Annotated in this window: 21 protein-coding genes and 4 tRNA genes; 24 read left to right on the top strand and 1 reads right to left on the bottom strand. The window is 51.8% G+C overall.

Going from position 1 to position 22,583, the window contains the following annotated elements:
• The first annotated feature begins 1 nt into the window (after window position 1).
• The 18 genes from KIB08_RS04495 to KIB08_RS04410 all read left to right on the top strand — a co-directional run bounded on the left by KIB08_RS04495 (window position 2) and on the right by KIB08_RS04410 (window position 13,311).
• Window positions 2-1,333 carry a 3-deoxy-D-manno-octulosonic acid transferase gene (locus KIB08_RS04495; protein WP_303990150.1) on the top strand — a complete coding sequence of 444 codons (1,332 nt, stop codon included), beginning with the start codon at window positions 2-4 and terminating at the stop codon, window positions 1,331-1,333.
• Window positions 1,317-2,435: a tetraacyldisaccharide 4'-kinase gene (gene lpxK, locus KIB08_RS04490; protein WP_303990148.1), complete on the top strand. Its 1,119-nt coding sequence runs from the start codon at window positions 1,317-1,319 to the stop codon at window positions 2,433-2,435. Before KIB08_RS04495 ends, lpxK begins: the two co-directional genes overlap by 17 nt.
• On the top strand, window positions 2,432-3,184 hold the full coding sequence (kdsB, locus tag KIB08_RS04485) for a 3-deoxy-manno-octulosonate cytidylyltransferase (protein ID WP_303990211.1): 753 nt from the start codon (window positions 2,432-2,434) through the stop codon (window positions 3,182-3,184). Before lpxK ends, kdsB begins: the two co-directional genes overlap by 4 nt.
• The gene (gene kdsA, locus KIB08_RS04480; RefSeq protein WP_303990145.1) at window positions 3,162-3,989 is read left to right on the top strand and encodes a 3-deoxy-8-phosphooctulonate synthase; all 828 of its coding nucleotides are present in this window, start codon (window positions 3,162-3,164) and stop codon (window positions 3,987-3,989) included. Before kdsB ends, kdsA begins: the two co-directional genes overlap by 23 nt.
• Window positions 3,986-4,957, top strand: a complete 972-nt coding sequence (locus KIB08_RS04475; protein WP_438362036.1) for a KpsF/GutQ family sugar-phosphate isomerase — start codon at window positions 3,986-3,988, stop codon at window positions 4,955-4,957. The genes kdsA and KIB08_RS04475 overlap by 4 nt, the downstream gene beginning before the upstream one ends.
• On the top strand, window positions 4,957-5,490 hold the full coding sequence (locus KIB08_RS04470; protein WP_288218235.1) for a KdsC family phosphatase: 534 nt from the start codon (window positions 4,957-4,959) through the stop codon (window positions 5,488-5,490). Before KIB08_RS04475 ends, KIB08_RS04470 begins: the two co-directional genes overlap by 1 nt.
• Before the next feature lie 13 nt (window positions 5,491-5,503).
• On the top strand, window positions 5,504-6,424 hold the full coding sequence (locus KIB08_RS04465) for a lysophospholipid acyltransferase family protein (RefSeq protein WP_303990141.1): 921 nt from the start codon (window positions 5,504-5,506) through the stop codon (window positions 6,422-6,424).
• A complete protein-coding gene (lptC, locus tag KIB08_RS04460) occupies window positions 6,421-6,966 on the top strand; it encodes an LPS export ABC transporter periplasmic protein LptC (protein ID WP_303990138.1) in 546 nt (181 codons plus the stop codon). Before KIB08_RS04465 ends, lptC begins: the two co-directional genes overlap by 4 nt.
• Window positions 6,963-7,670 (top strand): LptA/OstA family protein, encoded by a 708-nt coding sequence (locus KIB08_RS04455; protein WP_303990136.1) that lies wholly within the window; start codon window positions 6,963-6,965, stop codon window positions 7,668-7,670. The genes lptC and KIB08_RS04455 overlap by 4 nt, the downstream gene beginning before the upstream one ends.
• A 1-nt stretch (window position 7,671) precedes the next feature.
• Window positions 7,672-8,397, top strand: coding sequence for an LPS export ABC transporter ATP-binding protein (gene lptB / locus KIB08_RS04450; protein WP_303990133.1), 726 nt, complete (start codon window positions 7,672-7,674; stop codon window positions 8,395-8,397).
• A gap of 51 nt (window positions 8,398-8,448) precedes the next feature.
• The gene (locus KIB08_RS04445) at window positions 8,449-9,537 is read left to right on the top strand and encodes an LptF/LptG family permease (RefSeq protein WP_303990130.1); all 1,089 of its coding nucleotides are present in this window, start codon (window positions 8,449-8,451) and stop codon (window positions 9,535-9,537) included.
• A gap of 10 nt (window positions 9,538-9,547) precedes the next feature.
• A complete protein-coding gene (locus KIB08_RS04440) occupies window positions 9,548-10,732 on the top strand; it encodes a DUF3084 domain-containing protein (protein ID WP_303990128.1) in 1,185 nt (394 codons plus the stop codon).
• A gap of 50 nt (window positions 10,733-10,782) precedes the next feature.
• Entirely contained in the window at window positions 10,783-11,220 is a 438-nt protein-coding gene (locus tag KIB08_RS04435) for a hypothetical protein (RefSeq protein ID WP_303990126.1), read from the top strand.
• A complete protein-coding gene (locus KIB08_RS04430; protein ID WP_303990123.1) occupies window positions 11,217-12,644 on the top strand; it encodes an APC family permease in 1,428 nt (475 codons plus the stop codon). The genes KIB08_RS04435 and KIB08_RS04430 overlap by 4 nt, the downstream gene beginning before the upstream one ends.
• 46 nt (window positions 12,645-12,690) lie before the next feature.
• Window positions 12,691-12,767, top strand: a tRNA-Pro gene (locus KIB08_RS04425).
• Window positions 12,768-12,770: 3 nt separating this feature from the next.
• A tRNA-Arg gene (locus tag KIB08_RS04420) sits at window positions 12,771-12,847 on the top strand.
• A 217-nt stretch (window positions 12,848-13,064) separates the two neighbouring features.
• Window positions 13,065-13,140 (top strand) — tRNA-Lys (locus tag KIB08_RS04415).
• 95 nt (window positions 13,141-13,235) lie between these two features.
• Window positions 13,236-13,311: transfer RNA gene (locus tag KIB08_RS04410), tRNA-Ala, on the top strand.
• A gap of 106 nt (window positions 13,312-13,417) precedes the next feature.
• Here KIB08_RS04410 and KIB08_RS04405 read toward each other — a convergent pair.
• The gene (locus KIB08_RS04405) at window positions 13,418-15,022 is read right to left on the bottom strand and encodes a peptide chain release factor 3 (RefSeq protein WP_303990122.1); all 1,605 of its coding nucleotides are present in this window, start codon (window positions 15,020-15,022) and stop codon (window positions 13,418-13,420) included.
• 125 nt (window positions 15,023-15,147) lie between these two features.
• Between KIB08_RS04405 and KIB08_RS04400 the strand changes: the two genes are divergently transcribed.
• The 6 genes from KIB08_RS04400 to KIB08_RS04375 all read left to right on the top strand — a co-directional run bounded on the left by KIB08_RS04400 (window position 15,148) and on the right by KIB08_RS04375 (window position 22,583).
• Window positions 15,148-15,606, top strand: a complete 459-nt coding sequence (locus KIB08_RS04400; RefSeq protein WP_273261798.1) for a hypothetical protein — start codon at window positions 15,148-15,150, stop codon at window positions 15,604-15,606.
• A complete protein-coding gene (dcd, locus tag KIB08_RS04395) occupies window positions 15,603-16,136 on the top strand; it encodes a dCTP deaminase (protein WP_303990115.1) in 534 nt (177 codons plus the stop codon). The genes KIB08_RS04400 and dcd overlap by 4 nt, the downstream gene beginning before the upstream one ends.
• The gene (locus KIB08_RS04390; RefSeq protein ID WP_303990113.1) at window positions 16,133-17,089 is read left to right on the top strand and encodes a 3'-5' exonuclease; all 957 of its coding nucleotides are present in this window, start codon (window positions 16,133-16,135) and stop codon (window positions 17,087-17,089) included. Before dcd ends, KIB08_RS04390 begins: the two co-directional genes overlap by 4 nt.
• A 75-nt stretch (window positions 17,090-17,164) precedes the next feature.
• Entirely contained in the window at window positions 17,165-18,700 is a 1,536-nt protein-coding gene (gene guaA / locus KIB08_RS04385; protein WP_303990111.1) for a glutamine-hydrolyzing GMP synthase, read from the top strand.
• Window positions 18,701-18,997: 297 nt separating this feature from the next.
• The gene (locus KIB08_RS04380) at window positions 18,998-20,980 is read left to right on the top strand and encodes an HsdM family class I SAM-dependent methyltransferase (protein ID WP_303990108.1); all 1,983 of its coding nucleotides are present in this window, start codon (window positions 18,998-19,000) and stop codon (window positions 20,978-20,980) included.
• The gene (locus KIB08_RS04375) at window positions 20,967-22,583 is read left to right on the top strand and encodes a restriction endonuclease subunit S (protein ID WP_303990105.1); all 1,617 of its coding nucleotides are present in this window, start codon (window positions 20,967-20,969) and stop codon (window positions 22,581-22,583) included. The genes KIB08_RS04380 and KIB08_RS04375 overlap by 14 nt, the downstream gene beginning before the upstream one ends.

Below are 22,583 nucleotides of genomic sequence, written 5' to 3'. Positions count from 1 at the left end.
TATGTACTGGTTCTACAATATTTGTCTGGTGCTGTATTGGCTGTTGCTGGTGCCGGTATTGATCTATCGCCTGCTCTTTGAAGAGGGGTTTTATGACCGACTACGGCAGAGCGCCGGCGTCATGCCCCAGCCGGTACTGACGAGCATTCAAAACTGCCACGGCATTTGGGTGCATGCGGCCTCCGTCGGCGAGATTGTGGCGGCCAGTCCCATTGTGCGCGAATTAAAGCAGCGTCTGCCGGACGAGACCGTGATCGTGTCGGTCGTCACCGCGACCGGTCACCGCATGGCGGAACGGATTATTCCCGAAGCGGATGCGCACATTTTTTTCCCGGTGGATTTACCGATCATTACGGAGCGCATCGTCAATATCGTCAAGCCGAAAGCGATCCTCTTGGTGGAAACGGAACTTTGGCCGAACTTTTTGCAAGTGGCGGAAAAAAATGAAATTCCGGTCATGATGGTCAACGGCCGAATCAGTGACCGCAGCATGAAACGGTACCGCCTGATTTTAGGCTTTACCCGTCGCATGCTGGCGCAAATTCGCTGGTTCTGCATGCAGTCGCACACGGACGCCCGCTACATTGAAGAAATGGGCGCGGACCCCGCGCGTGTCCAGGTGACGGGAAACACCAAGTATGATCAGACCTATGCCGAAGTCACTCCGGCGGAACGCGACGAACTGCGACGTGAATTCGGTGTCGGCGAGGCGCATCCGGTCATCGTGGCGGGTTCGTTTCATGAAGGCGAATATGAAATTTTGCTGGCGAGCTTCGGCGACGTGCGGCGGCAGTATCCCGACGCGAAATTGATCTTGGCGCCGCGGCAGATTCCGGAGGCGGCCAAGGTATTGCAATTGGTACAAAAATACGGTTTCGTCGGTGCGCGGCGTACGGAATACCATGCCGAAACGGACGCGCCGGTGTCCGTACTCGTGCTGGATACGATCGGCGAACTCGGACGCATTTACAGTTTGGCGGATATCGTGATCGTCGGCGGCAGCTTTGTCAAAGTCGGCGGCCACAATATATTGGAACCGGCGGCCCACGGCAAACCCATTTTAGTGGGACCGCATATGTTCAATTTCAAAGATATTTTCGCTCTGCTGCATAGCGAAGGCGCTTGCCGAATGACGAGCGCGGAAAATCTCACGCGGGATTTGCTGCGCCTTTTGTCCGAGCCGCAGCGACTTGCGCAAATGGGGGCGGCCGCGTTACGATTAGTGGAAGAAAATCAAGGCGCGACCAAGCGCAATGTGGATGCTTTTTGCGCGTTAGCCGAACGGGATCCGCTTCATTGGAAAGGAGCCGAACGCAGTGAGCATAGAGCGTAAAGCAACGGAACTTTTTAAAAATGGACCGAAGTCGATCGGTGACCGCGCATTATTGACGACCTTAGGCGGAGTGGAGCGAATCTACTCCTGGGGCGTTAATTTTTGGGCATCCATGTATGAATCGGGGCATCTTAAACAGCATCGTTTACATGCCTATACCATCAGCGTAGGCAATATTGTGGCGGGCGGCACCGGCAAAACGCCGTTTGTGCAGTATATGGCGCGGCGCTTGCAAAAAGCGGGCGAGCGGGTCGCGATTTTAAGTCGCGGTTACCGCGGCGCGAGTGAAAATACCGGCGCGATTGTCAGCAACGGCGCCGAGATTCTGCTCAATGCCGAGCAGGCGGGAGACGAGCCTTACCTTTTGGCGCGAACTCTGCCGGGCGTAGTTGTGGCGGTCGGCAAAAACCGCGCCGCGATCGGCGCTCAGGTCGAAAAATTATTGCATCCGACGGTCATTTTGCTCGATGACGGATTTCAGCATTGGTCCTTGCGACGCGATTACGATATCGTCTTGATTGATGCCACCAATCCGTTCAGCAACGGACGCGTGTTGCCGCGCGGATTATTGCGGGAGCCGTTGGAGCATCTGGAACGTGCGGATGCGTATGTGGTCACTAAAAGCGATCTGGTAACCGAGGCGGAACGGGAGAAAATAGCGGGCGTGTTGGAGCATTTCCGCGCGCATGTGCCGCTGCTTTGGACGGAGCATCGCCCTTTGCAGCCGGTGCGCTATGCGCAGTGGCGAAATGGCGAAACCACGGAGCAGGAAGCACTGCCGCGTCGTTTCATTACATTATGCGCTCTCGGTAATCCCGCTTCCTTTGAAGCGACGGTGGCGGCCGCGGGCTTGGTCGCGCATGATCATTTGCGACTCCCGGACCACCACATGTATACGCAGGACGATATTCGCCACGCGGAAGGAACCGCCATGAAAGCGGGAGCGCAGGGGATTATTGTCAGTGAAAAGGATGCGGTAAAATTGCAGGTACTGCAGCTTCGTGAATCGTTCTGGTATGTCCTGCCGATGGAACTGACGGCGACGGCGGGCGAAAATGAGTTTTGGGAACACATGGAGGACGAATGGGAAACCAGTCGATAAAAACCGCCTGTATTATTCCGGCGCGTTACGGTTCGACCCGCTTGCCGGGTAAACCGCTGTTGGATATTGCCGGCAAACCGTTGATCGAACGCGTCTATGAGCAGGCGAAAAAAGCGAAAGTGCCCGCTGCGGTCATTGTCGCGACGGACGACGAGCGGATTCAAAAAGTGGTAGAAGAATTTGGCGGCACGGCGGTTTTGACGCGTCGCGACCACGCCACGGGAACGGATCGACTGGCGGAAGTGGCGCAGCAGTTGGACGACTGCGAAATTATCGTCAATGTGCAGGGCGATGAACCGCTGATCGCGCCGGAGCTGATTGATCAGTTGGCGACACGTCTGGCCGCGGCCGAGGAATGGTCCATGGCGACGGTGTCGGCGCCGTTGGCGCAAGAGGATTTTCAAAATCCGAATACCGTCAAACTGGTTACCAATCTGCGGGGGGAAGCGATTTATTTTTCCCGCTCGCTCATTCCGTATCCGCGCCATGAAAATAAATATCAGCCGCGCAAACATATCGGCATTTACGCGTATCGTCGTGATTTCCTGTTGCGCTTTGCCGACCTGCCGGCTACGCCGCTCGAAGAAGCGGAGTCGTTGGAGCAATTGCGGGCGCTGGAACACGGCTATCGGATCGGCGTCATTGAAACCACGAAGAAGTTAATCGGGATCGATACACTGGAAGATCTCCTGCGCGCGCGCGCTTATTTTGAAGGAGGACAGCAAAATGAAACCGGTAACGATCGGTAATTTACGCTTGGATGGCAGTCGGCTGTTTTTAATCGCCGGCCCTTGCGTCATTGAAGAATACGAACGGACCAAAAAAATCGGCGAAACCTGTCGGGATATTTGCGCCAAACTGGGCATTGATTACATTTTCAAGGCGTCGTTTGACAAAGCGAACCGCTCCTCGTACCAATCGTTTCGCGGTCCCGGACTGGAAAAAGGCTTAGCGATCCTCGCGCAGCTGAAAGAGGAACTGCACGTACCGATCCTGTCGGACGTCCATTCGGTGGAACAACTGGAACCGGCGGCGCAGGTCTTAGATATTTTACAAATTCCCGCATTTTTATCGCGGCAGACGGATTTAGTTTACGGTGCGGCTAAGACGGGTAAGCCGGTCAACGTCAAAAAAGGGCAGTTCATGGCGCCGGAAGACATGGAAAACGTGCTTCATAAAATGCAGGAAGCCGGCAATGAAAATCTGTTACTGACGGAACGCGGCGCCAGTTTCGGGTATCACAACCTGGTCGTGGATATGCGCGGCTTTCCGATCATGCGGCAATGGGGCTACCCCGTGATTTTTGATGCGACGCACAGCGTGCAGCTGCCGGGCGGCGCGGGTACGCATTCGAGCGGTCAGCGCGAATTCGTGCCGTATCTCGCGCGAGCGGCGGCCGCGGCGGGAGCAGACGGTTTCTTCATGGAAGTGCATGACAATCCTGACGAAGCTCTTTCCGACGGACCGAACATGCTGCGCCTGGACGACTTGGAAGCCTTATTGACCGATCTTAAAGCGATTTTTGAAATTGTCAAACGGAGTGAAATACGATGACCATTCAAACGACGATGGAACATGTTCTGCGCACGGAAGCGGCCGGCATTTTAGCCTTGGCCTCGCGGTGGGACGAGTCGTTTGCCGAGGCTGTACGCATGATGAATGGCGCCGCGGGTCGCATCGTCGTCACCGGTATGGGGAAATCCGGACATATCGCGCGTAAAATTTCCGCGACGCTGGCCAGCACCGGCACGCCGTCCTTCTTTCTGCATCCCGCGGAGGCGATCCACGGCGACTTGGGCATGGTAACGGAAGATGATGTGGTGCTTGCGCTTTCCAACAGTGGCGAGACCGGAGAGATCATCGGCATTTTGCCGTCATTGCGCAGAATCGGCGCGCGCTTGATTGCCGTCGTCGGCAATCCCGGGTCGACCTTGGGAAAACGCGCCGATATCACTTTGGATGTCAGCGTGGAAGAGGAAGCCTGCCCGCTGGGTTTGGCGCCGACAACCAGCACCACCGTCGCCTTGGCGGTAGGGGATGCGTTGGCGATCGCCTTAATGGAAATGCACGGTTTCACCGCGGATCGGTTCGCGCTGTTTCATCCGGGCGGATCACTCGGGCGCAAACTTTTGTTGACGGTCGCTGACATCATGCATAAAGAGGAACAGAACCCTGTCGTGGTCTTGACGACAACCGTGCAAAACGCGCTTTTTGAAATGACGGCCAAAGGCCTGGGCGCCACATCGGTCGTTGATGAACAAGGCGTATTGGTGGGGCTGGTGACCGACGGCGATATTCGTCGGGCGCTGGAAAAAGGAACCGAAGTATTACAGGTTTCGGTGGCTGAAATTATGACGCGTGATCCGCATGTTATTACGTCTGAAAAACTAGCGGCGCAGGCCTTGCATGTCATGCAGAGTCATGAGCCGCGACCGATTACCGTATTACCGGTGGTCGGCGACGCGTCGCAGCCGATCGGCATAGTGCATCTGACCGATTTATTACGGCAGGGGGTAGTATAATGGCGGATATCAAGAAACTGAAGCTCTTAGTATTTGATGTCGACGGCACACTGACGCCGGCGACGATCGAGATCGGCAACGACGGCGAGCTCGCGAAATCGTTTTCGGTTCGTGACGGCCTGGCGATGGCGCTGGCGCCGTACGCGGGACTGAAAATCGCACTGCTCACGGGCCGCAGTTCCAAGATTACGCAACATCGCGGGGAAGAGCTGAAAGTGGCGTTTTGCCGGCAAGGCGTGCAGAATAAAGTGGCCGAGCTTTCCCAAATCATCGCGGAAGAAGGATGGAGCTGGGAAGAAATCGGTTACATGGGCGATGATTTGAATGATCTCGGCGTGCTGGCGCGCGTCGGCTTCGCGGCGGCGCCGGCCGATGCCGCGTTGGAAGTGCAGGATGGCGCCGACTGGATTGCCAGTCGTAACGGCGGTGACGGCGCCGCGCGCGAATGGATTGAAATGGTTCTGAAAGCACAGGGCCGTTGGGATGAACTGGTGCAATTTTACAAAAACCAGTCCAGCGAAGAATCGGTATAAGGACGAAGGGACGATGGCTGTGAACGCGGAGTATACTTTTTGGAACACGATGAGCCGAATGCTTTGCCAAATGCGTTATGAACGTGTTTTGGCGATCGGCCGTTGGCTGGGTCCGACCGTTTTACAACGCTTGAAAAAACCGCGTGATCGCGCGCTTTCCCAAATGATGAGCGGACTTTCGCTCACGCGTGAAGAAGCCGAACCGTTACTGCAGCAACATTTTGAACATCTCGGCATGACAGCGCTCGAAGTGCTTTATACGCCGCGGCTCGTGGCGGAACGGGAGCATTTGGAACGTTATATTACGATGGATCATCCCGAGCGTTTGCATGCCGCGCTTGCGGAGCAACGCGGCGTGATCGGTCTGACGGCGCATATCGGCAACTGGGAGTGGCTCGGAGCGGGACTTGCGCTGGCGGGATTTCCCACCACCACGATTGCGAAGCGGCAGCCCAATGACACGGTGACGGCGCTTTTAAATCGTTTCCGCACGATGGCGGGGCTGGATGTATTTCATAGCGGCGGCTCCGAAATCATCGGCGCCGCAAGAGCGATCAAACGCAAAAAAATTCTCGGCTTTTTAGCCGATAAAGACGGCGATGTCAACGGCGTGCCGGTGATGTTTTTGAATCGCGTTTCGTCCGCGGTAGAGGGGCCGGCCGTGTTCGCGCGTCGGTTTAAATCGCCGATTGTGCCGTTGTTTATTCGCCGCCGCGAAGATCTGAGCGGGCATGTGATCCATATCGGCGAGCCCTTTTACTATGAAGACACGGGTGACGAGCAAGCGGATGTCGACCGTTTAATGCAGCGCTGCACGCGGGAAATAGAAGATTTTATTCTCCGCTACCCGCCGGAATGGTTGTGGGTCCAGCGGCGTTGGTGGACGGAGCCGGAACAAATGCGACGGTATCGGGGAGACGAGGCGGTGCGATGATGAAACAACCGAAATGGTGGCTGTTGGCGATCGGCGCGCTGTTGCTGTTTGCCGGCGGTATTTGGTACGCTTTTTTCGGCGTCGGACCGGAATCTGCTCCGGATCAGGAAACCGCCCTGGTCGAATTCAAAGGCGTGGATCTGCAGCAGGAAGAAAATGGCGAATTGATTTGGAAACTGTCCGCCAAGCGTATCATGATGAATCCGAAGACGCGCGTCTTGTACCTGGAAGAAGCGGAAGCGTTATTCAGCGACGGTCCGCATCAAATTCATGTCCAGGCCCAAAAAGGCGAAGTCGATAATATGCAAAAAACGGTGCGTCTAATGGGAAGCGTCGAAATTCGCAGCGATAACGATACCTATGTCAAAGTGAATAATCTTTTATATGATGGCGGCACCGGTAAGCTGACCGCGACGGACGGCATTCGTCTTGAGCGTAACGGCATGGTGCTCACCGGTGATGAGCTGGTCGCCGATCGCGCGTTGCGACAGGCCACGGTAAGCGGCAACGCGCGGCTCGTGAAGGGGGATGAAGCGCAATGAATAAACGATGGATAACAATGGCAGCGCTTGCGCTTTTTGTCATGACGGCATGGAGCGTCGGCGCGGTCGATACTACGATTACGGCGGATACGCTGACCTATAACGGCAATGAGGATACGGCACAGGCGAAAGGCAATGTCGTGATTACGCGCGGCACGGCGAAAATGACCGGCACCGAGGGGCTTTACCGTTTCGCCGATCAAAGCGCGACGCTGTCTGGTGGCGTTTCCTATGTTGACGGCGCGACTTCGCTCACCGCGGCCACGGTGACGGCTTATGCCGATCAGTCGCTGGCGGCGTCGGGCGGCGTGGAAATGCATGCGGATGACCGCACCTTGCGCGGCGCCACTGTCACCTATCGTCCGTCGGACGGTTACGGCACGATTGACGGTAATGCGTACTTAGCTGTACCGGGTACGGAAATGACGGCGGGCCACGTCGAAGCCTATGTGAATGAAATTCGCATGATCGGCACGGGCGGAGTCAGCCTTTCGCATCCGGAGCAGGCGTTTGCAGCCACGGCGGATGCGATCACGTACACGCAAACGCCGGGCGCGGATGACGGATTCGCCGTACTTACGGGCAATGCCCATGCGGTGCAGAACGGAAACACGCTGAACGGGCCGGCGCTGGAAGTGCGCTTGAAAGAACAGGCGGTCGAAACGAAAGGGCGCAGCACGCTCGTCATCAGAGGCGGACAATAAGATGCGGCTCGCTACTCATAATCTCACGAAATCCTACCAGAAACGGCGTGTGGTCGACGGCGTCAGCGTTCATGTCGAGCGGGGCAAAGCGGTCGGTCTGCTGGGACCCAACGGCGCGGGAAAAACCACCACGTTTTATATGATGGTCGGTATCGTGCGTCCGGACACCGGCACCATTACGGTCGACGACACGGATATTACACGGGAGCCGATTCATAAACGGGCGCGGTACGGCATCGGCTATTTGCCGCAGGAAGCATCCGTTTTTCGCAAGCTCAGCGTGCGTGACAACCTCTTGGCGATCTTGCAAACGCGGGAGGATTTGACGCCGAAGGAACGCGATGAACGGGCGAACGCGTTGCTGGCGGAATTCGGCCTCGAACGCGTGGAAACGCGGTTGGGCAGCCAACTTTCGGGCGGGGAACGGCGGCGCGTGGAAATTGCGCGTTGCCTGTGTCATGATCCGCAATTCATTTTGCTCGATGAGCCGTTTGCGGGCGTCGATCCCATCGCGGTCGCGGATATTCAGACCGTCATTTCCCACTTGCGGGAACGCGATATCGGCGTGTTGATTACCGATCATAATGTGCGTGAGACCTTGGCGATTGTGGATCACGCCTACATTTTGAATGAAGGGAAGATTCTTCTCGAAGGCGATGCCAATACGGTGGCGGAACACCCGCTGGCGCGCAAATTTTATCTTGGCGAGAACTTCCGTTTAATCTAAACGCTGTGGAAAAATGTGATAAGATAAAAGAGGCAAGAGCAGGAGATGCGTATGCGGATTTTAGATAAATACATGTTACGGGAGTTTGTCGCGCCTTTTTTATTTGGCGTCGCCGCGTTTACCGCGATCTTCATCGGCGCGGACCTGTTGTTTCGTATCGCGCAGCTTTTGACTTCTTACGGGGCTTCCGTCTGGGCGGTCACTAAGGTGTTTTTCCTGGCCTTGCCGAAGATTATTGTCTATACCTTCCCGATGTCGGTCTTGCTGGGGGCGTTAATGGCTGTCGCGCGGACGTCGGGCAGCAGCGAACTCATCGTCATGCGTACGGCGGGACAAAGCTTCACTCGTCTCATCGCGCCGATTATCGCGTTGAGCTTGGTCATCAGCATGGCGACGGTATTGTTTAACGAATACGTTGTTCCGGCCGCCACATACGCATACGAATACACCATTGATCACGAAATCAAAAATAACGTCAAACCTCAGGTGCATGAACACATCGTTTTGAAAGACGTCAACGATGACTCGATCCGGCATTTGCTGTATGCGCGTAAGTACGATGATAAGCGCGAAGTTTTGCAGACGATTACCATTCAGGAATTTCAAAATAATCAGTTGGTGCGGATAGAAAACGCGCCCGAGGCGCGTTGGCAGGACGGCCATTGGGTATTATCCAACGGCACTGTTTACGATCTTTCGGGCGGCGACGGCGTGGATCGCATGTTGCGGTTTGAAGAGCAGGTTTTGCCGTTCACGACGACACCTACGCAGGTGACGGAAGTAAAGAAAAAGCCGGAAACGATGACGATTCGTGAATTGACGCAGCAGATACAGGCGTTTGAAGCGGCGTACGTCGATACGACACGCCTGCAAATGGAACTGCACCAGCGGTTTTCGTTACCCTTCGCGAGCTTCGCGTTCGCGTTAATCGGCGCGCCGCTCGGTGTGCAGCGGCAGCGTTCTTCATCGTCCCTCGGTTTCGGACTGAGCGTCATCGTTATTTTTATCTATTATGCGTTAATGACATTTACCGCGGCGCTGGGCGAGGGGCATGTGCTTGCGCCGGCGGTGGCGGTTTGGCTGCCGAATATTTTGGCGGTCGTGGCGGGAATCATCTTGATCCGTCGCGTCTCACGGTAAAGGAGCAGGTATGGAAATCGGCATTTTAATTTTTTGCGTGCTGGCCGTAATGGGCGGTTTGATCGCTTTCTTGGGCGACAAAATTGGCAGCAAGGTCGGCAAAAAACGAATTTCGCTCTTCGGCATGCGACCGAAGTACACGTCGATTCTCGTTACGGTGCTCACGGGCATCATGATCGCCTTGATGACGATCGGCGTTCTCAGCGCTCTTTCCGAGAACGTTCGGACGGCGCTTTTCGGTATGGAACAGTTGCAGGGCGAACTGAGCCGTTTGGGCAGCGAAGTGCAGCAAAAGAATGCTGAATTGGAACGCAGTAAAGCGCAATTGGCGGAACAAACCACGGAATACAATCGCATGACCGAACGCGTGCGCGAAACGAATACGCAACTGGCGCTGGCGCAGGAGCAGGAAAGCTACATGCGCGCGCAACTGCAAGTGGTGGAAGATGCGTATCGTAAAGCGCAGGACGATGTGCACGCCTCCGCCGAAGAAATCGCCCAATTGGAAACGATGCGCGGCGAACTGACCGAAAACATTCAGAAACTCGATGCGGAAGCGGAACGTTTACGCACCAATATCGTCAGCCTGCGGGAAGGGCAAGTCATCTTCCGCGTCGGTCAGATACTTTCCAGCGCCGTTGTCGAAAGCCACTTGAACGCCGATCAGGCGCGGCAGGTCTTGGCGAATGTGTTGAATGATACGAATCGGCTGCTGCAAAAACAGCTTAATACGCAGGAAGACACCACGCTTATTCGCGTGCTGCCGGCAACATTGGAGAAAGCATCGGCGGAGTTACAAAATTCCGCGCAGAAAAAACTGGTTCGCGTGGTGGCGGCGGGCAACATCATCTATGGCGAACCCGCCTGGGTCGACTTTGTCATCCATGATGATCTGTTGCTGTATCGGCAGGGCGAAACGGTGTATGCGACGGATCTTTCCGCCTACAGCGGTCGCGGCAATATCGAGATGAGCGTGTTGCAATTTCTGCAGGATGTCAATCAGCACGCGACGCAAAAAGGCGTCTTGCCGGATCCGCTGACGGGCAATGTCGGGCAGGTGGACGGATTGCAGTTGTTCAATACCATTCAGGAAATCGCGGCGAAGGGAGGCGACGTCAATCTCCGCGCCGTGGCCAAACAGGATATTTATACGGAAGGGCCTGTGCGAATCGATATTATCGTTACTGCGAAATAAATAATTCATCCCCGCTCCGGCGGGGATTTTTGTGGGGAAAAAGAGGAAGTATGATTTTAGCCATTGATCCAGGTTCGGCGAAAACGGGAACAGCGGTTGTCCGTGAAGACGCTGAACTGATTCATAAAGAAATTGTTCCGACAAACGATTTGGTGCCGTTTTGCCAAACCGTTTTTCAGCAGTATCCGATCACGCAAATCGTCAGCGGCAACGGCACGCGCAGTAAAGAAATCGGACGTTTTTTAGAGCGGTTGGCGCGGGAGCATGAGGTCGGCTACACGACAGTCGATGAAAGCTATACTACGGAAATGGGAAAAATCCGTTACTGGCGGTGCACTCCGCGGCAAGGTTGGCGCAAACTGATTCCGACATCATGGCAGACGCCGCCGGAACCGGTGGATGATTTTGTCGCTTGGATTATTGCGGAAATTTATTTGGGCAACGATATGCCGGAACAGCTGGCGCATGCCCGCAGGAGGAAACAATGAAACCAGCGGAAACAGGACATGTAAAAAAGACACTGACCGTTTCGCATTATTTTAATATCGGCTTCGGCGCGATTGTCGGCACCGGCTGGATTTTGATGGTAGGCGATTGGGTCATTGTCGGCGGCGGCCCGCTGGCGGCTATGTTGGCCTTTTTGCTGGGCGCGCTGACGCTTTTGCCGATCGCGGCGGTATTTGGGGAACTTACCTCCGCCATTCCTATCTCAGGCGGTATTGTCGAATACATTGAACGCGCGTTCGGCAGCAAGGCGTCCTTTGTCGCCGGTTGGTTGCTCGCGTTCGGAGACGGCGTTTTATGCCCTTGGGAATCATTGGCCGTGGCGACGATCATAACGCAACTTGTCGCCGAAATTTTCCCGGTTTTACGCGCATATAAGCTGTATACGATCATGGGGTCGGACGTCTATCTGTATCCGGTGTTGATCGCCTTGCTGTTTTCCGGCTACGTCATCTGGCAAAACTTTCGCGGCTCACTGCAAATGGCGCGTCTGCAGACCCTTTTAACGCGCACACTGCTCTTCGGCATGTGCGTGGCGATGGCGGTCTCCTTCTTTAAAGGCAGTCCGCAAAACTTTTTGCCGTGGTTTGAAGTCGTGACCGGTCCCGCGTCGGCGACGAACGGAACGAATTTTTGGACGGGCCTCGCCGCGGTGCTCGTATTGACGCCGTTTTTCTACACCGGCCTGGATACGATTCCCGACCAGGCGGAAGAAGCGCATGAAGATCTCGACTGGCACCAATTCGGTCGCGTCATCAGTTGGGCGCTGTTGGCTTCCTGCGTATTTTACCTCGTTTGCATTTATGCCTTCAGCACGATCTTGCCGTGGACGGAATTTGTCAAAATGCCGATTCCGGCGCTTTCCAGCTTACAATCCATCCACTTTTATCTGTATGTGGTCATGCTCACGATTGCGACGATCGGACCGCTGGGACCGATGAATTCGCTTTTCTCGGCGACGGCCCGCATCATGCTGGCGATGGGACGCAAAGGACAACTGCCCGCCGTCTTCGCCCATGTCGATCCGAAATCGGGCACGCCGAAAGCGGCTAATATTTTACTCGCGGTATTGACCGTCATCGGACCGTTTTTGGGTTACAGCATGCTGCTGCCACTCACAGAAGTCGCGGCCCTGGCCTTTATTGTGCCGTGCACCATGGTGACGATGGCCTGCTACCGTTTGCGTGACCTCGAGCCGGATTTGCCGCGGCCGTACAAAGTACCGGGCGGAAAAGTCGGCATCGGCGCGGGCGTTCTCGCCGGCGGCGCCGTGATTGCGCTGCTGGTCGTGCCGGGCAGTCCCGCCGCGCTGACTTGGGTCGAGTGGTTGATTTTATTCGGCTGGCTATGTTTCGGCGCGGTTTTATACATGTTCCGCGGCAAGCGTGTGCAGAAAGCGCAGAATTGACACGTCTTGCCAAAACTGATAAAATTACCCTGTTATACCGTAGGCTCGGGGCATAGCGCAGTTTGGTAGCGCACCTGATTTGGGATCAGGGGGTCGCAGGTTCAAATCCTGCTGCTCCGACCATTCGTCCCAGTAGCTCAGTTGGATAGAGCAACGGCCTTCTAAGCCGTGGGCCGGGGGTTCGAATCCCTCCTGGGACACCATGCGAAAAAAGCACCTTTGCCAACGCGGAGGTGTTTTTTATTGTCCGTCTTTTGACCGACGAATATATGTTGACCGTAAAATAAAATCCAAATAGGGAGACATGGTTCGGCAGAAAAACGCGCCGATCGGAGTAAATTTTCGCATGGAAAATCGGCGCGTAGTGCTAAATTATTTCTTTACAAAAGGCGCCCTGCGTAATATAATATACTTTGTCATGGACCACTAGCTCAGCTGGCAGAGCACCTGACTCTTAATCAGGGTGTCCAGGGTTCGAACCCCTGGTGGTCCACCACCCTTTTCCCCGCGGCCGTCCTACCGCGGGGTTTTACTTTGTCATGCAATCTTGACAAAAAGACATGATTTCTGTATACTATGAGCGTTACACATGGGGGTATAGCTCAGCTGGGAGAGCGCTTGAATGGCATTCAAGAGGTCAGCGGTTCGATCCCGCTTATCTCCACCAAATCAAAAATCCGTAAACTTCGGTTTACGGATTTTTTGTTGAAAACACACGGCGGTTTCCCGCGGGAAAAGGGGCGCAATAAAAAAAAGAGTCAAGCGACTCTTTTTTATTTTTCTTCCTGATCCACAGTGACGATCGGGGGCGACGCTACAAAAGTCACGCCCGGATTGCGTTCGGTGAGCCAATTCGTCTGCCATTCATTGGCGAGCAAAATGACCGGACGTTGTTTGCTGTCGTAGACGATCATCGACGTGCCGAGCCCGGTGAGGTCTTCCGGCGTAGCGTTCAGCGCCCAACGCGCGACGCTGTAGGGGAGAGGAATCAGCTCCACCGTGACGTTGTATTCGTTTTGCAGACGATACTGCAGTACGTCCCATTGCAATTGACCGACGGCGCCGATGATAAAGGATTCGCGGCCTTCGCCCTGCGTGTAAATTTGAATCGCGCCTTCCTGCGCCAGTTGGCGCATTCCCTTTAAGAATTGTTTACGCTTCAGGCTGTCTTTCGGTGCGACGCGCGCGAAAAGTTCCGGCGGAAATACCGGAAAATCGGCGAAGGTGACGACGTGTTTCGGATCGCACAAGGTATCGCCGACGCCCATCGTGCCCGGATCAAATACGCCGATGATATCGCCGGGATAGGCGGATTCGATAATGGTGCGCTCCGTCGCCAAAAATTGTTGCGGCTGGGTGAGTCGGATCGTTTTGCCCGATTGGCGATGCAAGACGCTCATGCCTTTTTCAAACTGTCCCGAGCAAATACGCATGAAGACGATGCGATCGTGATGTTTCGGGTCCATGTTCGCCTGGATTTTGAAGACGAAAGCGGAGAAGTCCTCGCTTTGCGGTGAGACGGTTTCCTCCAGCGCCCGACGCGGCGCCGGCGCGGGGGCCATTTTCAAAAAGCTTTCAAGAAACGGCTGCACGCCGAAATTCGTCATCGCGCTGCCGAAGTAGAGCGGGGTCAGCTTGCCGCGCGCGATTTTTTCCGCGTCGAACGGATCTCCCGCGACGTCTAAAAGCTCGATATCTTCTTCCAGCTGAGCGAGCACGTCCTCGCTGAGCAACGCTTGAATTTCAGGATCAGTGCGCTTGCCGCTGGTTACGGCGAGTTTGTTCTGACCATGATCGCCCGAGCGTTCAAACACGTGCACGGTATCCGTTTCGCGTTCATAGATGCCCTGGTATTTACCGTTGATGCCGACCGGCCAATTCATGGGGCAGGCGCGAATACCGAGCATGGATTCGAGCTCGGACATCAGGTCGTACGGATTGCGTCCGAAGTGGTCGATTTTATTGACAAAAGTAAAAATCGGAATGCCGCGATCAGCGCATACGCGGAAGAGTTTTTCCGTCTGCGCTTCGACGCCTTTCGCCACGTCGATCAGCATGACGGCGCTGTCCGCCGCCATCAATGTGCGGTACGTGTCCTCCGAAAAGTCCTGGTGACCCGGCGTATCCAAAATATTGACGCGGTGTCCTTCGTAATCGAATTGCAAAACGGAACTCGTGACCGAGATGCCACGCTGCTTTTCGATTTCCATCCAGTCGGAAACGGCGTGCCGCGCCGTTTTACGCGCCTTGACCGAACCGGCGAGGTGGATCGCGCCGCCGTAAAGTAATAATTTTTCCGTCAGCGTCGTTTTACCGGCATCCGGATGCGAAATAATAGCAAACGTGCGGCGACGGTTGATTTCTTGCGTAAAGTTCATGCTGTCACTCCTTCATATCTCCAAATTATAACATGATCCGCGTTTCCGTGAAAGCGCGCGGACGGTTGTTGGGGCGGGCGATAAAAGGTATAATAAAAGACATCAAAAGGAGAAAGGGTGGGCGCATGAAACCGGTTTTTATTCGTGAAGACAAGCGGGATTATCTGCAGAAAATGGGCGCGTTCGCATTTGTGACGGCCGTCTCGGTCGCGGTGTGGCAGATCATGAAAGTGCGCGGCAGTGAAATTTTTGTCGCGGCGTGTGCGATCGCCTTTTTATATTGCCTGTACGGCTACTTTTTCCCGACCAAGCTGTTGCGCTTGGACAGCAAAGGGGCGAAGCTGCTGGCCAGCAATATTTTAATTCCCTGGAATTATATCTATGAAGTGAATGTGCAGCCTTTTATCGACGGCGAATACGAGAATGCGAAAAAGCGTTACGTCGTCTGTCGCGGCTACAGCCCGCGGGCGGAAAGCGTGGTCGAATGGTGGCGTTTGCCGGTCGGCGCGCGGCGCGCGGACAAAGTGGCGGCGCAAATCTGGCGCATGAAAGAGTTGTATAGCGGCAAGGTGGGGCAAAAGTGATCTTATCCGGAAAAGAAATTGAGCGGCGACTGGGCGAAAATATTTTTATCGATCCGTTCGATCCGCGAAAATTGAACCCGAACAGTTACAATTTGAGCTTGGCGAACGAATTGCTCGTTTATGATGAACCGAAGCTCGATATGAAAAAGAAAAATACCGCCCATCGCATTGTGATCCCCGACGATGGTTTGTGGTTGGAACCGCAGCGCCTTTACTTGGGACGCACGGCGGAATACACCCGCACGGAAGGGCTTGTGCCGATGCTCGAAGGACGTTCGTCGGTCGGCCGTCTGGGGCTTTTTATCCATGTGACCGCGGGCTTCGGCGATGTCGGTTTCGCGGGGTATTGGACGCTGGAAATGTTTTGCGTGCAGCCGATCAAAATTTACCCCAACGTGGAACTTTGCCAAATTTATTACCATTTGATCGAAGGCGACTACGAGCCGTACAAGAGCGGCAAATACCAGCATAATGAAGGCATTCAGCCGAGCCTTTTGTACAAGGACTTTGAACGCGAGACCGACGCATGAACTGCATTATCTTCGACTTGGAATGGAACGAAATCGTACCGTACCAGCTGGCGATGCAAAACGAGATCGGGTTTCCGCTTTCCGGCGAAATCATCGAGATCGGCGCGGTTCGCATGACGGGCGACGGCGACTTGAGTGATCGCTTCGATCGCTTGGTGAAGCCGAGTTTTCTGCGCCGTATGCATCCGCACGTCAAGCGATTGACGGGGATTACCTGGGAGATGCTGCAGGAGGAAGACGATTTCAAAACCGTCATGACGGAATTTAACCGCTGGTGCGGCGACGACGCGTTGCTGCTTTCGTGGGGAACTTCCGATCGGCAGGTGCTGGCGGAAAACCTGCGCCTGCATCATTTGCCGCGGACTTGGCTCCGACCTTGGTACGATGCGCAAAAAATTTTCGGCCGCTATTGTTTGGACACTTACGAGCAGTACGGCTTGGCGCGCGCGGCCGAGTACATGGGCGTGGCGATGGCGGACGACGCGCATCGCGCGGTCAATGACGCGGCGTATACGGCGCAAATTTGCGAACGCCTGCCCTTGCGGCGCGCCATTCGTGAATACGATTTTCATCGTAACTTGGGGCCGCTTGAATTTCGTCCGACCGTCGAATTTCAATATTTTGACGGTTACCGTGACAGTCAATCCGCTTGGGCGGATCCGGCTATTTGGGAAATTTACCTACCCGATCAGGACGCGCCGTTGGCCTTGACCGAGCCGGAGCGGTTGCGGCGGCACACATTACTGGCGCTCGCGATGGATCACTTGGGAAAGCGCTACCTCGTTCGCTGGAAAACGTACCAATATAAAAAAGGCCGCGGCACCGTGCATGGCGTCGCGCGCGAAACGTATCGGGCGGTACCGTTGCTGATCGCCTGGTATCGGGATGTCGCCGAGCGCAATACAAGGCGCCGTCGACTGCACGAGGCGAAAGGCAACCCCGCGTTCCGTTGACGCGACAGTCGTATGCGCGACGCGCGTCATGCTATAATAAAACAGTAAAATAACTATGTATTAGAGGAGATTCATATGGTACCGACAGAACGAATTATCATCGTTGATTTCGGCGGGCAGTACGCTCAGCTGATTGCGCGCCGCGTGCGTGAATGCGGCGTATATTCGAAAATTGTTTCCTATACGCGCGACTTGGACGAGATATTGGCGGAAAAACCGCAAGGCATTATCTTTACGGGCGGACCGGCGAGCGTTTACGAAGACGGCGCGCCGCGACTTGACTCCCGCATTTTTGAGGCGGGCATCCCGATCTTCGGCATTTGCTACGGCATGCAGTGGATGTGTCGGGAACTCGGCGGCGACGTCAAACGGCCGATTACCCGTGAATACGGCTATGCCAAAGTGCAGAAATTGGCGGACGGTGATGTTTTCGCCAACGTTTCCGCGGAAACCGATGTGTGGATGAGCCACGGCGACTACGTGGAAGAGCCGCCCACCGGCTTCGAAGTCATCGGCAAAACCGCGCACACGCCGGTCGCGGCGGTGGCGGACACCCGTCGTAAACTGTACGGCGTGCAATTCCATCCGGAAGTCAACCATTCCAAAGAGGGCATGCAGATGCTGCGCTCGTTCATTTTAGACGTCTGCGGTTGCCGCGGTGACTGGACGATGGAACATTTCGCCGAGACGGCCGTTCAAGAAATTCGCGCCACCGTAGGCGACGGTAAAGTATTGCTCGCTCTTTCGGGCGGTGTCGACTCGTCTGTTTGCGCGCAGCTTTTATCGCGCGCGGTCGGCTCGCAACTTACCTGCATCTTCGTCGATCACGGCTTGATGCGTAAAAATGAAGGCGACGAAGTCGAAGCCGCCTTTGCCGACAGCGGCATGCACTTCATCCGCGTCAACGCCGCCGATCGGTTCCTCGCGCGCTTAAAAGGTATTACCGATCCGGAACAAAAACGCAAAACCATCGGGGAAGAATTTATCCGCGTATTCGAAGAAGAGGGGCGCAAAATCGGTCAAGTCGATTACCTCGCGCAGGGCACCATTTACCCTGACGTCGTGGAAAGCGGCACCGGCAACGCCGCCGTCATCAAAAGCCATCACAACGTCGGCGGGCTTCCGGCCGTTGTCGACTTCAAAGGTCTGATTGAACCGTTGCGCGACCTCTTCAAAGATGAAGTGCGCGCGCTCGGTGAAGAACTCGGCCTCGCCGATTACCTCGTCTGGCGGCAACCCTTCCCGGGACCCGGCTTGGGCATCCGCATCATGGGCGAAGTCACCAAAGAAAAACTCGACACCTTGCGGGACGCCGACGCCATTTGGCGGGAAGAAATTAAAAATGCAGGCTGGGATCGCAAAGTGAACCAATATTTCGCCGTACTCACCTCGAACCGCTCGGTCGGCGTCATGGGCGACAGCCGCACCTACGCGTACACGCTCGCGCTGCGCGGCGTCACCACCACCGACTTCATGACCGCCGAATGGGCCCGCATCCCGTACGAAGTCCTTGACATCGTATCCAACCGCATCGTCAATGAAGTCGAAGGCATCAACCGAGTCGTCTACGACATCACCGGCAAACCCCCGGCGACGATCGAATGGGAATAATAGTTGTAAAGTACTTGCATTAAATAAAAAAGGCCGTGAATTTTATATTCACGGCCTTTTTCGTGTTCATTTATTGATCATATGACAAGCAAACAGAAAACTCGCCAAACATCATAATATGAAGGACGATACTGGACATGCAGGAAGTTTTGAATACTGATATACTACAATCAAATCAAATTACATATTCAAAAAACGCAATTTGATTTGTATTGCGACAGCAAGTTGAAAAGGATAGATTTGGAAATACTTGTAAAGTTTTGTTTTATTCAGTAATACATAAGTGGAGTATGCGAGATGAAATTAAAAGAAAAAAGCACAGATTTGTGGGTCTATGATTTATTAAAAGAAGCTGAATTAAATTTAGACGCACAAGGATCTACCATAAAAGAAATCGATGACGCTCTTAAAACGGCATCTAAGCGAGGAACCGGGAAAGTTGGCTTTCCGGAATACGTAGGAGTCGTTAAAGATTTTATTATCGTTATTGAAGATAAAAGCTCTCTTTCGATGCATGAAAAAAGAACGGATGAAGATATCTTAGCAGAAGATACTGCTTCTATTTGTGACTATGCGGTAAATGGCGCGTTGTTTTATGGGAAGCATCTGATAAAAAATACTTCCTATACAAAAGTAATTGCCATTGGCGTTTCCGGAACTGAGAAAAAGCATAGAATAAGTCCGTTGTTTTTAAATGACAGAATGGACTACTATGAACTTCCCGAAATAGAAACCTTCATTTCTTTTAACGAAGACAATATTTATGAATATTACACAAAAGAAATTCTGAAAGAAAATACAGATTTTGAAAAAGAAACGACAGAGATTTTAAAGGATGCGGCGCTCTTACATGAAGATTTAAGAAATTATGGGTCAATCCAAGATAAGGACAAGCCGTTGATTGTATCCGGCATTTTACTTGCGCTTAGAGAAATAGAATATGGAAATTTTTCTATTGACATGCTAACAGGTGATTCTAAAAAAACAGACGGCCAAAAAATTTATGAAGCGATAAGAGATAATTTGAATCGAGCCAATGTGTCTCCGGACGTTAAAAGAGATAAATTGTTAAATCAATTTTCTGTTATCAAAGACACTACAAAAATAAACCAAATCAATACCACTTTAGGCAAAACACCCAATCGACACTACACAGAGTTTTTATATAAAAGCATATTCCAATCCATTCGATTCCACCAAAGCGGAGAGGATTATTTAGGACGATTTTACGGAGAATTCATGTCCTACTCCGGTGGCGATGGCCAATCTCTGGGCATTATTTTAACGCCCAGACATATCACAGAACTGTTTTGCGACTTGCTTGACTTAAAACCGGATGATAAAGTGATGGATCCGTGCTGCGGAACGGCAGGATTTTTAATAGCCGCCATGCATGATATGCTGCAAAAAACAGACGATGAATTCGAAAAAAATAATATCAGAAAACATCAGCTTTTCGGCATAGAAGACCAATCCTATATGTTTACCATTGCTACAACCAACATGATCTTAAGAGGCGATGGCAAAAGCAATCTTGAAAATCAAGACTTTTTAAAACAAAATCCGGCAAAATTGCAACTCAAAGGCTGTACTGTGGGCATGATGAATCCTCCGTACTCCCAAGGATCCAAAGACAATCCGAGCCTTTATGAAATTTCTTTTACGGAACACTTGCTCGATTCTCTTGTCGAAGGCGCCAGAGTGGCGGTTATTGTTCCACAGTCTTCAATGACCGGCAAAACAAAATATGAAAAAGAAACGAAGTCAAACATCTTAAAACACCATACATTAGAAGGAGTTATCACTTTAAATAAAAACACCTTCTACGGGGTGGGCACGAACCCTTGCGTTGCTGTTTTTACCGCAGGCATACCGCACCATAAGGACAAGGCATGTAAATTTATCAACTTTGAAGATGACGGATATGAAGTTGCAAAGCACAGAGGCCTTGTGGAAACCCCATCGGCAAAAGATAAAAAGCAGCACTTACTTGATGTATGGTTTGACCGTGTAGACGCGGAGACTAAATTTTGCGTTGAAACAACGATCGAGTCTGATGATGAATGGTTGCACTCTTTTTATTACTTCAATGATGAGATTCCGACAGAGGAAGAATTTAGAAATACAATAGCGGACTATATTACTTTTGAAGTAAATATGATAACCCATGGCAGGGGATATCTTTTTGGACTTGAAGATGATGACGAAGATAAAGAGAATGAAGAAAACATTCAAGAGTTGATGGTGGCTGAAGACGGTGAAGAATATGATGCAAAGTAGATTGTCACTCAGTGAGGTTGAGTGGGATAAGTTTTTTATAGGCGGAGTGAACGGAGTTTTTGAGGTCTCATCAACTAAAAGCGGGATTGATAAAAATAAACTCAACACAGAAATAGGTGATGTGCCATATATAACTCGTAGTGACATACAAAACGGAATTAATTCATTCATTACTGATAATCAATCCTCTATGTATTCGAAAAACAAAGGGAATGTTATAACTATAGGATTAGACACACAAACGGTATTTTATCAAAACAATGATTTTTTTACTGGGCAAAATATACAAATATTAAAAAACGACTACATTAATAAATCAGTAGCAATGTTTATAATTCCACTTTTAAAAATACAAATGCGGAAGTTTAATTGGGGTGGAAATGGAGCAACGCTTTCAAGACTAAAGAGAACAAAAATATTATTACCTGTAGATAATTCTGGAAATCCCAACTGGCAATTTATGGAAGATTATATCAAGCAAGAGGAAAAAGATATTGCGCAAAAAGTTATATCTTATTATGAGCAAAAGATGCTCGAAGCTTCCTTTGATTTAGTGGGACTTGAAGGTGTTGAGTGGAAAGAATTTAACTTTAGTGACGTATTTCGAAAAATCCAAAGAGGTAAAAGGTTAAAAAAAGATGATCATATATGTGGAAATAATCCGTATGTATCCTCAACATCTCTAAGTAATGGCATTGATCAATTTATTGGCAATGAAGAGAATATACGAAAGTTTAAAAACAACCTTACTGTAGCCAATAGTGGGAGTGTAGGCTCATGTTTTTATCATGAATATGAGTATATCGCAAGCGACCATGTAACGTCTTTGACGCTGAATAAAACAGACAAATATGTTTATTTGTTTATGGCAACTATTATTAAAAGATTGGAAGAAAAGTACTCATTTAATAGGGAAATAAATGACAAAAGAATTAGGAATGAAAAGTTTATTCTCCCTGTTGATAAAAATGGAAATCCTCATTGGGAATATATGAGTCAATTCATGCGAAGGCTGGAAAAAGAAAAGATTCAAAAAATGTTAACCTATATATATAGGTTAACAGTAGCCTGCGAGTCTACATTCAGTCCGCTTAATGAAAAAGAGTGGAAAGCGTTTTGGCTGGAAGATATTGTGACTATAGAATCCGGTGTAAGACTTACAAAAGCAAACCAAGAAGATGGGAATATAGCATTTATCGGCGCGACGGATAATAACAATGGAATCACTAACTTCATAAAAAACAGAAACTCCAGTTTAGATAGTAATGTATTGGGTGTAAATTATAACGGATCTGTTGTAGAAAACTTTTATCATCCTTATGAGGCTGTTTTTTCTGATGACGTTAAACGTCTTCATTGGAAAGATAAAGAAAAAGGAAACAAATACACTTACTTGTTTCTTAAACAAGCAATACTCAAACAAAAGGAGAAATATGCCTATGGGTATAAATTCAATGCATCAAGGATGAATCGGCAAAAAATATTATTACCTGTTAATAAATCAGGGAATGTGGATTTTGATTATATGAAAAAATATATGCAGATAGAAGAAATCAAGCAAAGTTACAAAATAATAGAACATTTTAAACGCACGATTCAATGA

This window comes from Negativicoccus succinicivorans, from assembly GCF_018372215.1.
GTDB lineage: Bacteria > Bacillota > Negativicutes > Veillonellales > Negativicoccaceae > Negativicoccus.
This window is presented reverse-complemented; position numbering and strand designations above follow the sequence as displayed.

What these genes read in the sequence shown, in the direction of transcription:
- KIB08_RS04495 (WP_303990150.1), top strand. Translation starts at nt 2, where the DNA reads ATGTACTGGTTCTACAATATTTGTCTGGTGCTGTATTGGCTGTTGCTG.
- kdsA (WP_303990145.1), top strand. Translation starts at nt 3,162, where the DNA reads ATGAAACCGGTAACGATCGGTAATTTACGCTTGGATGGCAGTCGGCTG.
- KIB08_RS04475 (WP_438362036.1), top strand. Translation starts at nt 3,986, where the DNA reads ATGACCATTCAAACGACGATGGAACATGTTCTGCGCACGGAAGCGGCC.
- KIB08_RS04470 (WP_288218235.1), top strand. Translation starts at nt 4,957, where the DNA reads ATGGCGGATATCAAGAAACTGAAGCTCTTAGTATTTGATGTCGACGGC.
- KIB08_RS04465 (WP_303990141.1), top strand. Translation starts at nt 5,504, where the DNA reads ATGGCTGTGAACGCGGAGTATACTTTTTGGAACACGATGAGCCGAATG.
- lptC (WP_303990138.1), top strand. Translation starts at nt 6,421, where the DNA reads ATGATGAAACAACCGAAATGGTGGCTGTTGGCGATCGGCGCGCTGTTG.
- KIB08_RS04455 (WP_303990136.1), top strand. Translation starts at nt 6,963, where the DNA reads ATGAATAAACGATGGATAACAATGGCAGCGCTTGCGCTTTTTGTCATG.
- lptB (WP_303990133.1), top strand. Translation starts at nt 7,672, where the DNA reads ATGCGGCTCGCTACTCATAATCTCACGAAATCCTACCAGAAACGGCGT.
- KIB08_RS04445 (WP_303990130.1), top strand. Translation starts at nt 8,449, where the DNA reads ATGCGGATTTTAGATAAATACATGTTACGGGAGTTTGTCGCGCCTTTT.
- KIB08_RS04440 (WP_303990128.1), top strand. Translation starts at nt 9,548, where the DNA reads ATGGAAATCGGCATTTTAATTTTTTGCGTGCTGGCCGTAATGGGCGGT.
- KIB08_RS04435 (WP_303990126.1), top strand. Translation starts at nt 10,783, where the DNA reads ATGATTTTAGCCATTGATCCAGGTTCGGCGAAAACGGGAACAGCGGTT.
- KIB08_RS04430 (WP_303990123.1), top strand. Translation starts at nt 11,217, where the DNA reads ATGAAACCAGCGGAAACAGGACATGTAAAAAAGACACTGACCGTTTCG.
- KIB08_RS04405 (WP_303990122.1), bottom strand. Translation starts at nt 15,022, where the DNA reads ATGAACTTTACGCAAGAAATCAACCGTCGCCGCACGTTTGCTATTATT.
- KIB08_RS04400 (WP_273261798.1), top strand. Translation starts at nt 15,148, where the DNA reads ATGAAACCGGTTTTTATTCGTGAAGACAAGCGGGATTATCTGCAGAAA.
- KIB08_RS04390 (WP_303990113.1), top strand. Translation starts at nt 16,133, where the DNA reads ATGAACTGCATTATCTTCGACTTGGAATGGAACGAAATCGTACCGTAC.
- guaA (WP_303990111.1), top strand. Translation starts at nt 17,165, where the DNA reads ATGGTACCGACAGAACGAATTATCATCGTTGATTTCGGCGGGCAGTAC.
- KIB08_RS04380 (WP_303990108.1), top strand. Translation starts at nt 18,998, where the DNA reads ATGAAATTAAAAGAAAAAAGCACAGATTTGTGGGTCTATGATTTATTA.
- KIB08_RS04375 (WP_303990105.1), top strand. Translation starts at nt 20,967, where the DNA reads ATGATGCAAAGTAGATTGTCACTCAGTGAGGTTGAGTGGGATAAGTTT.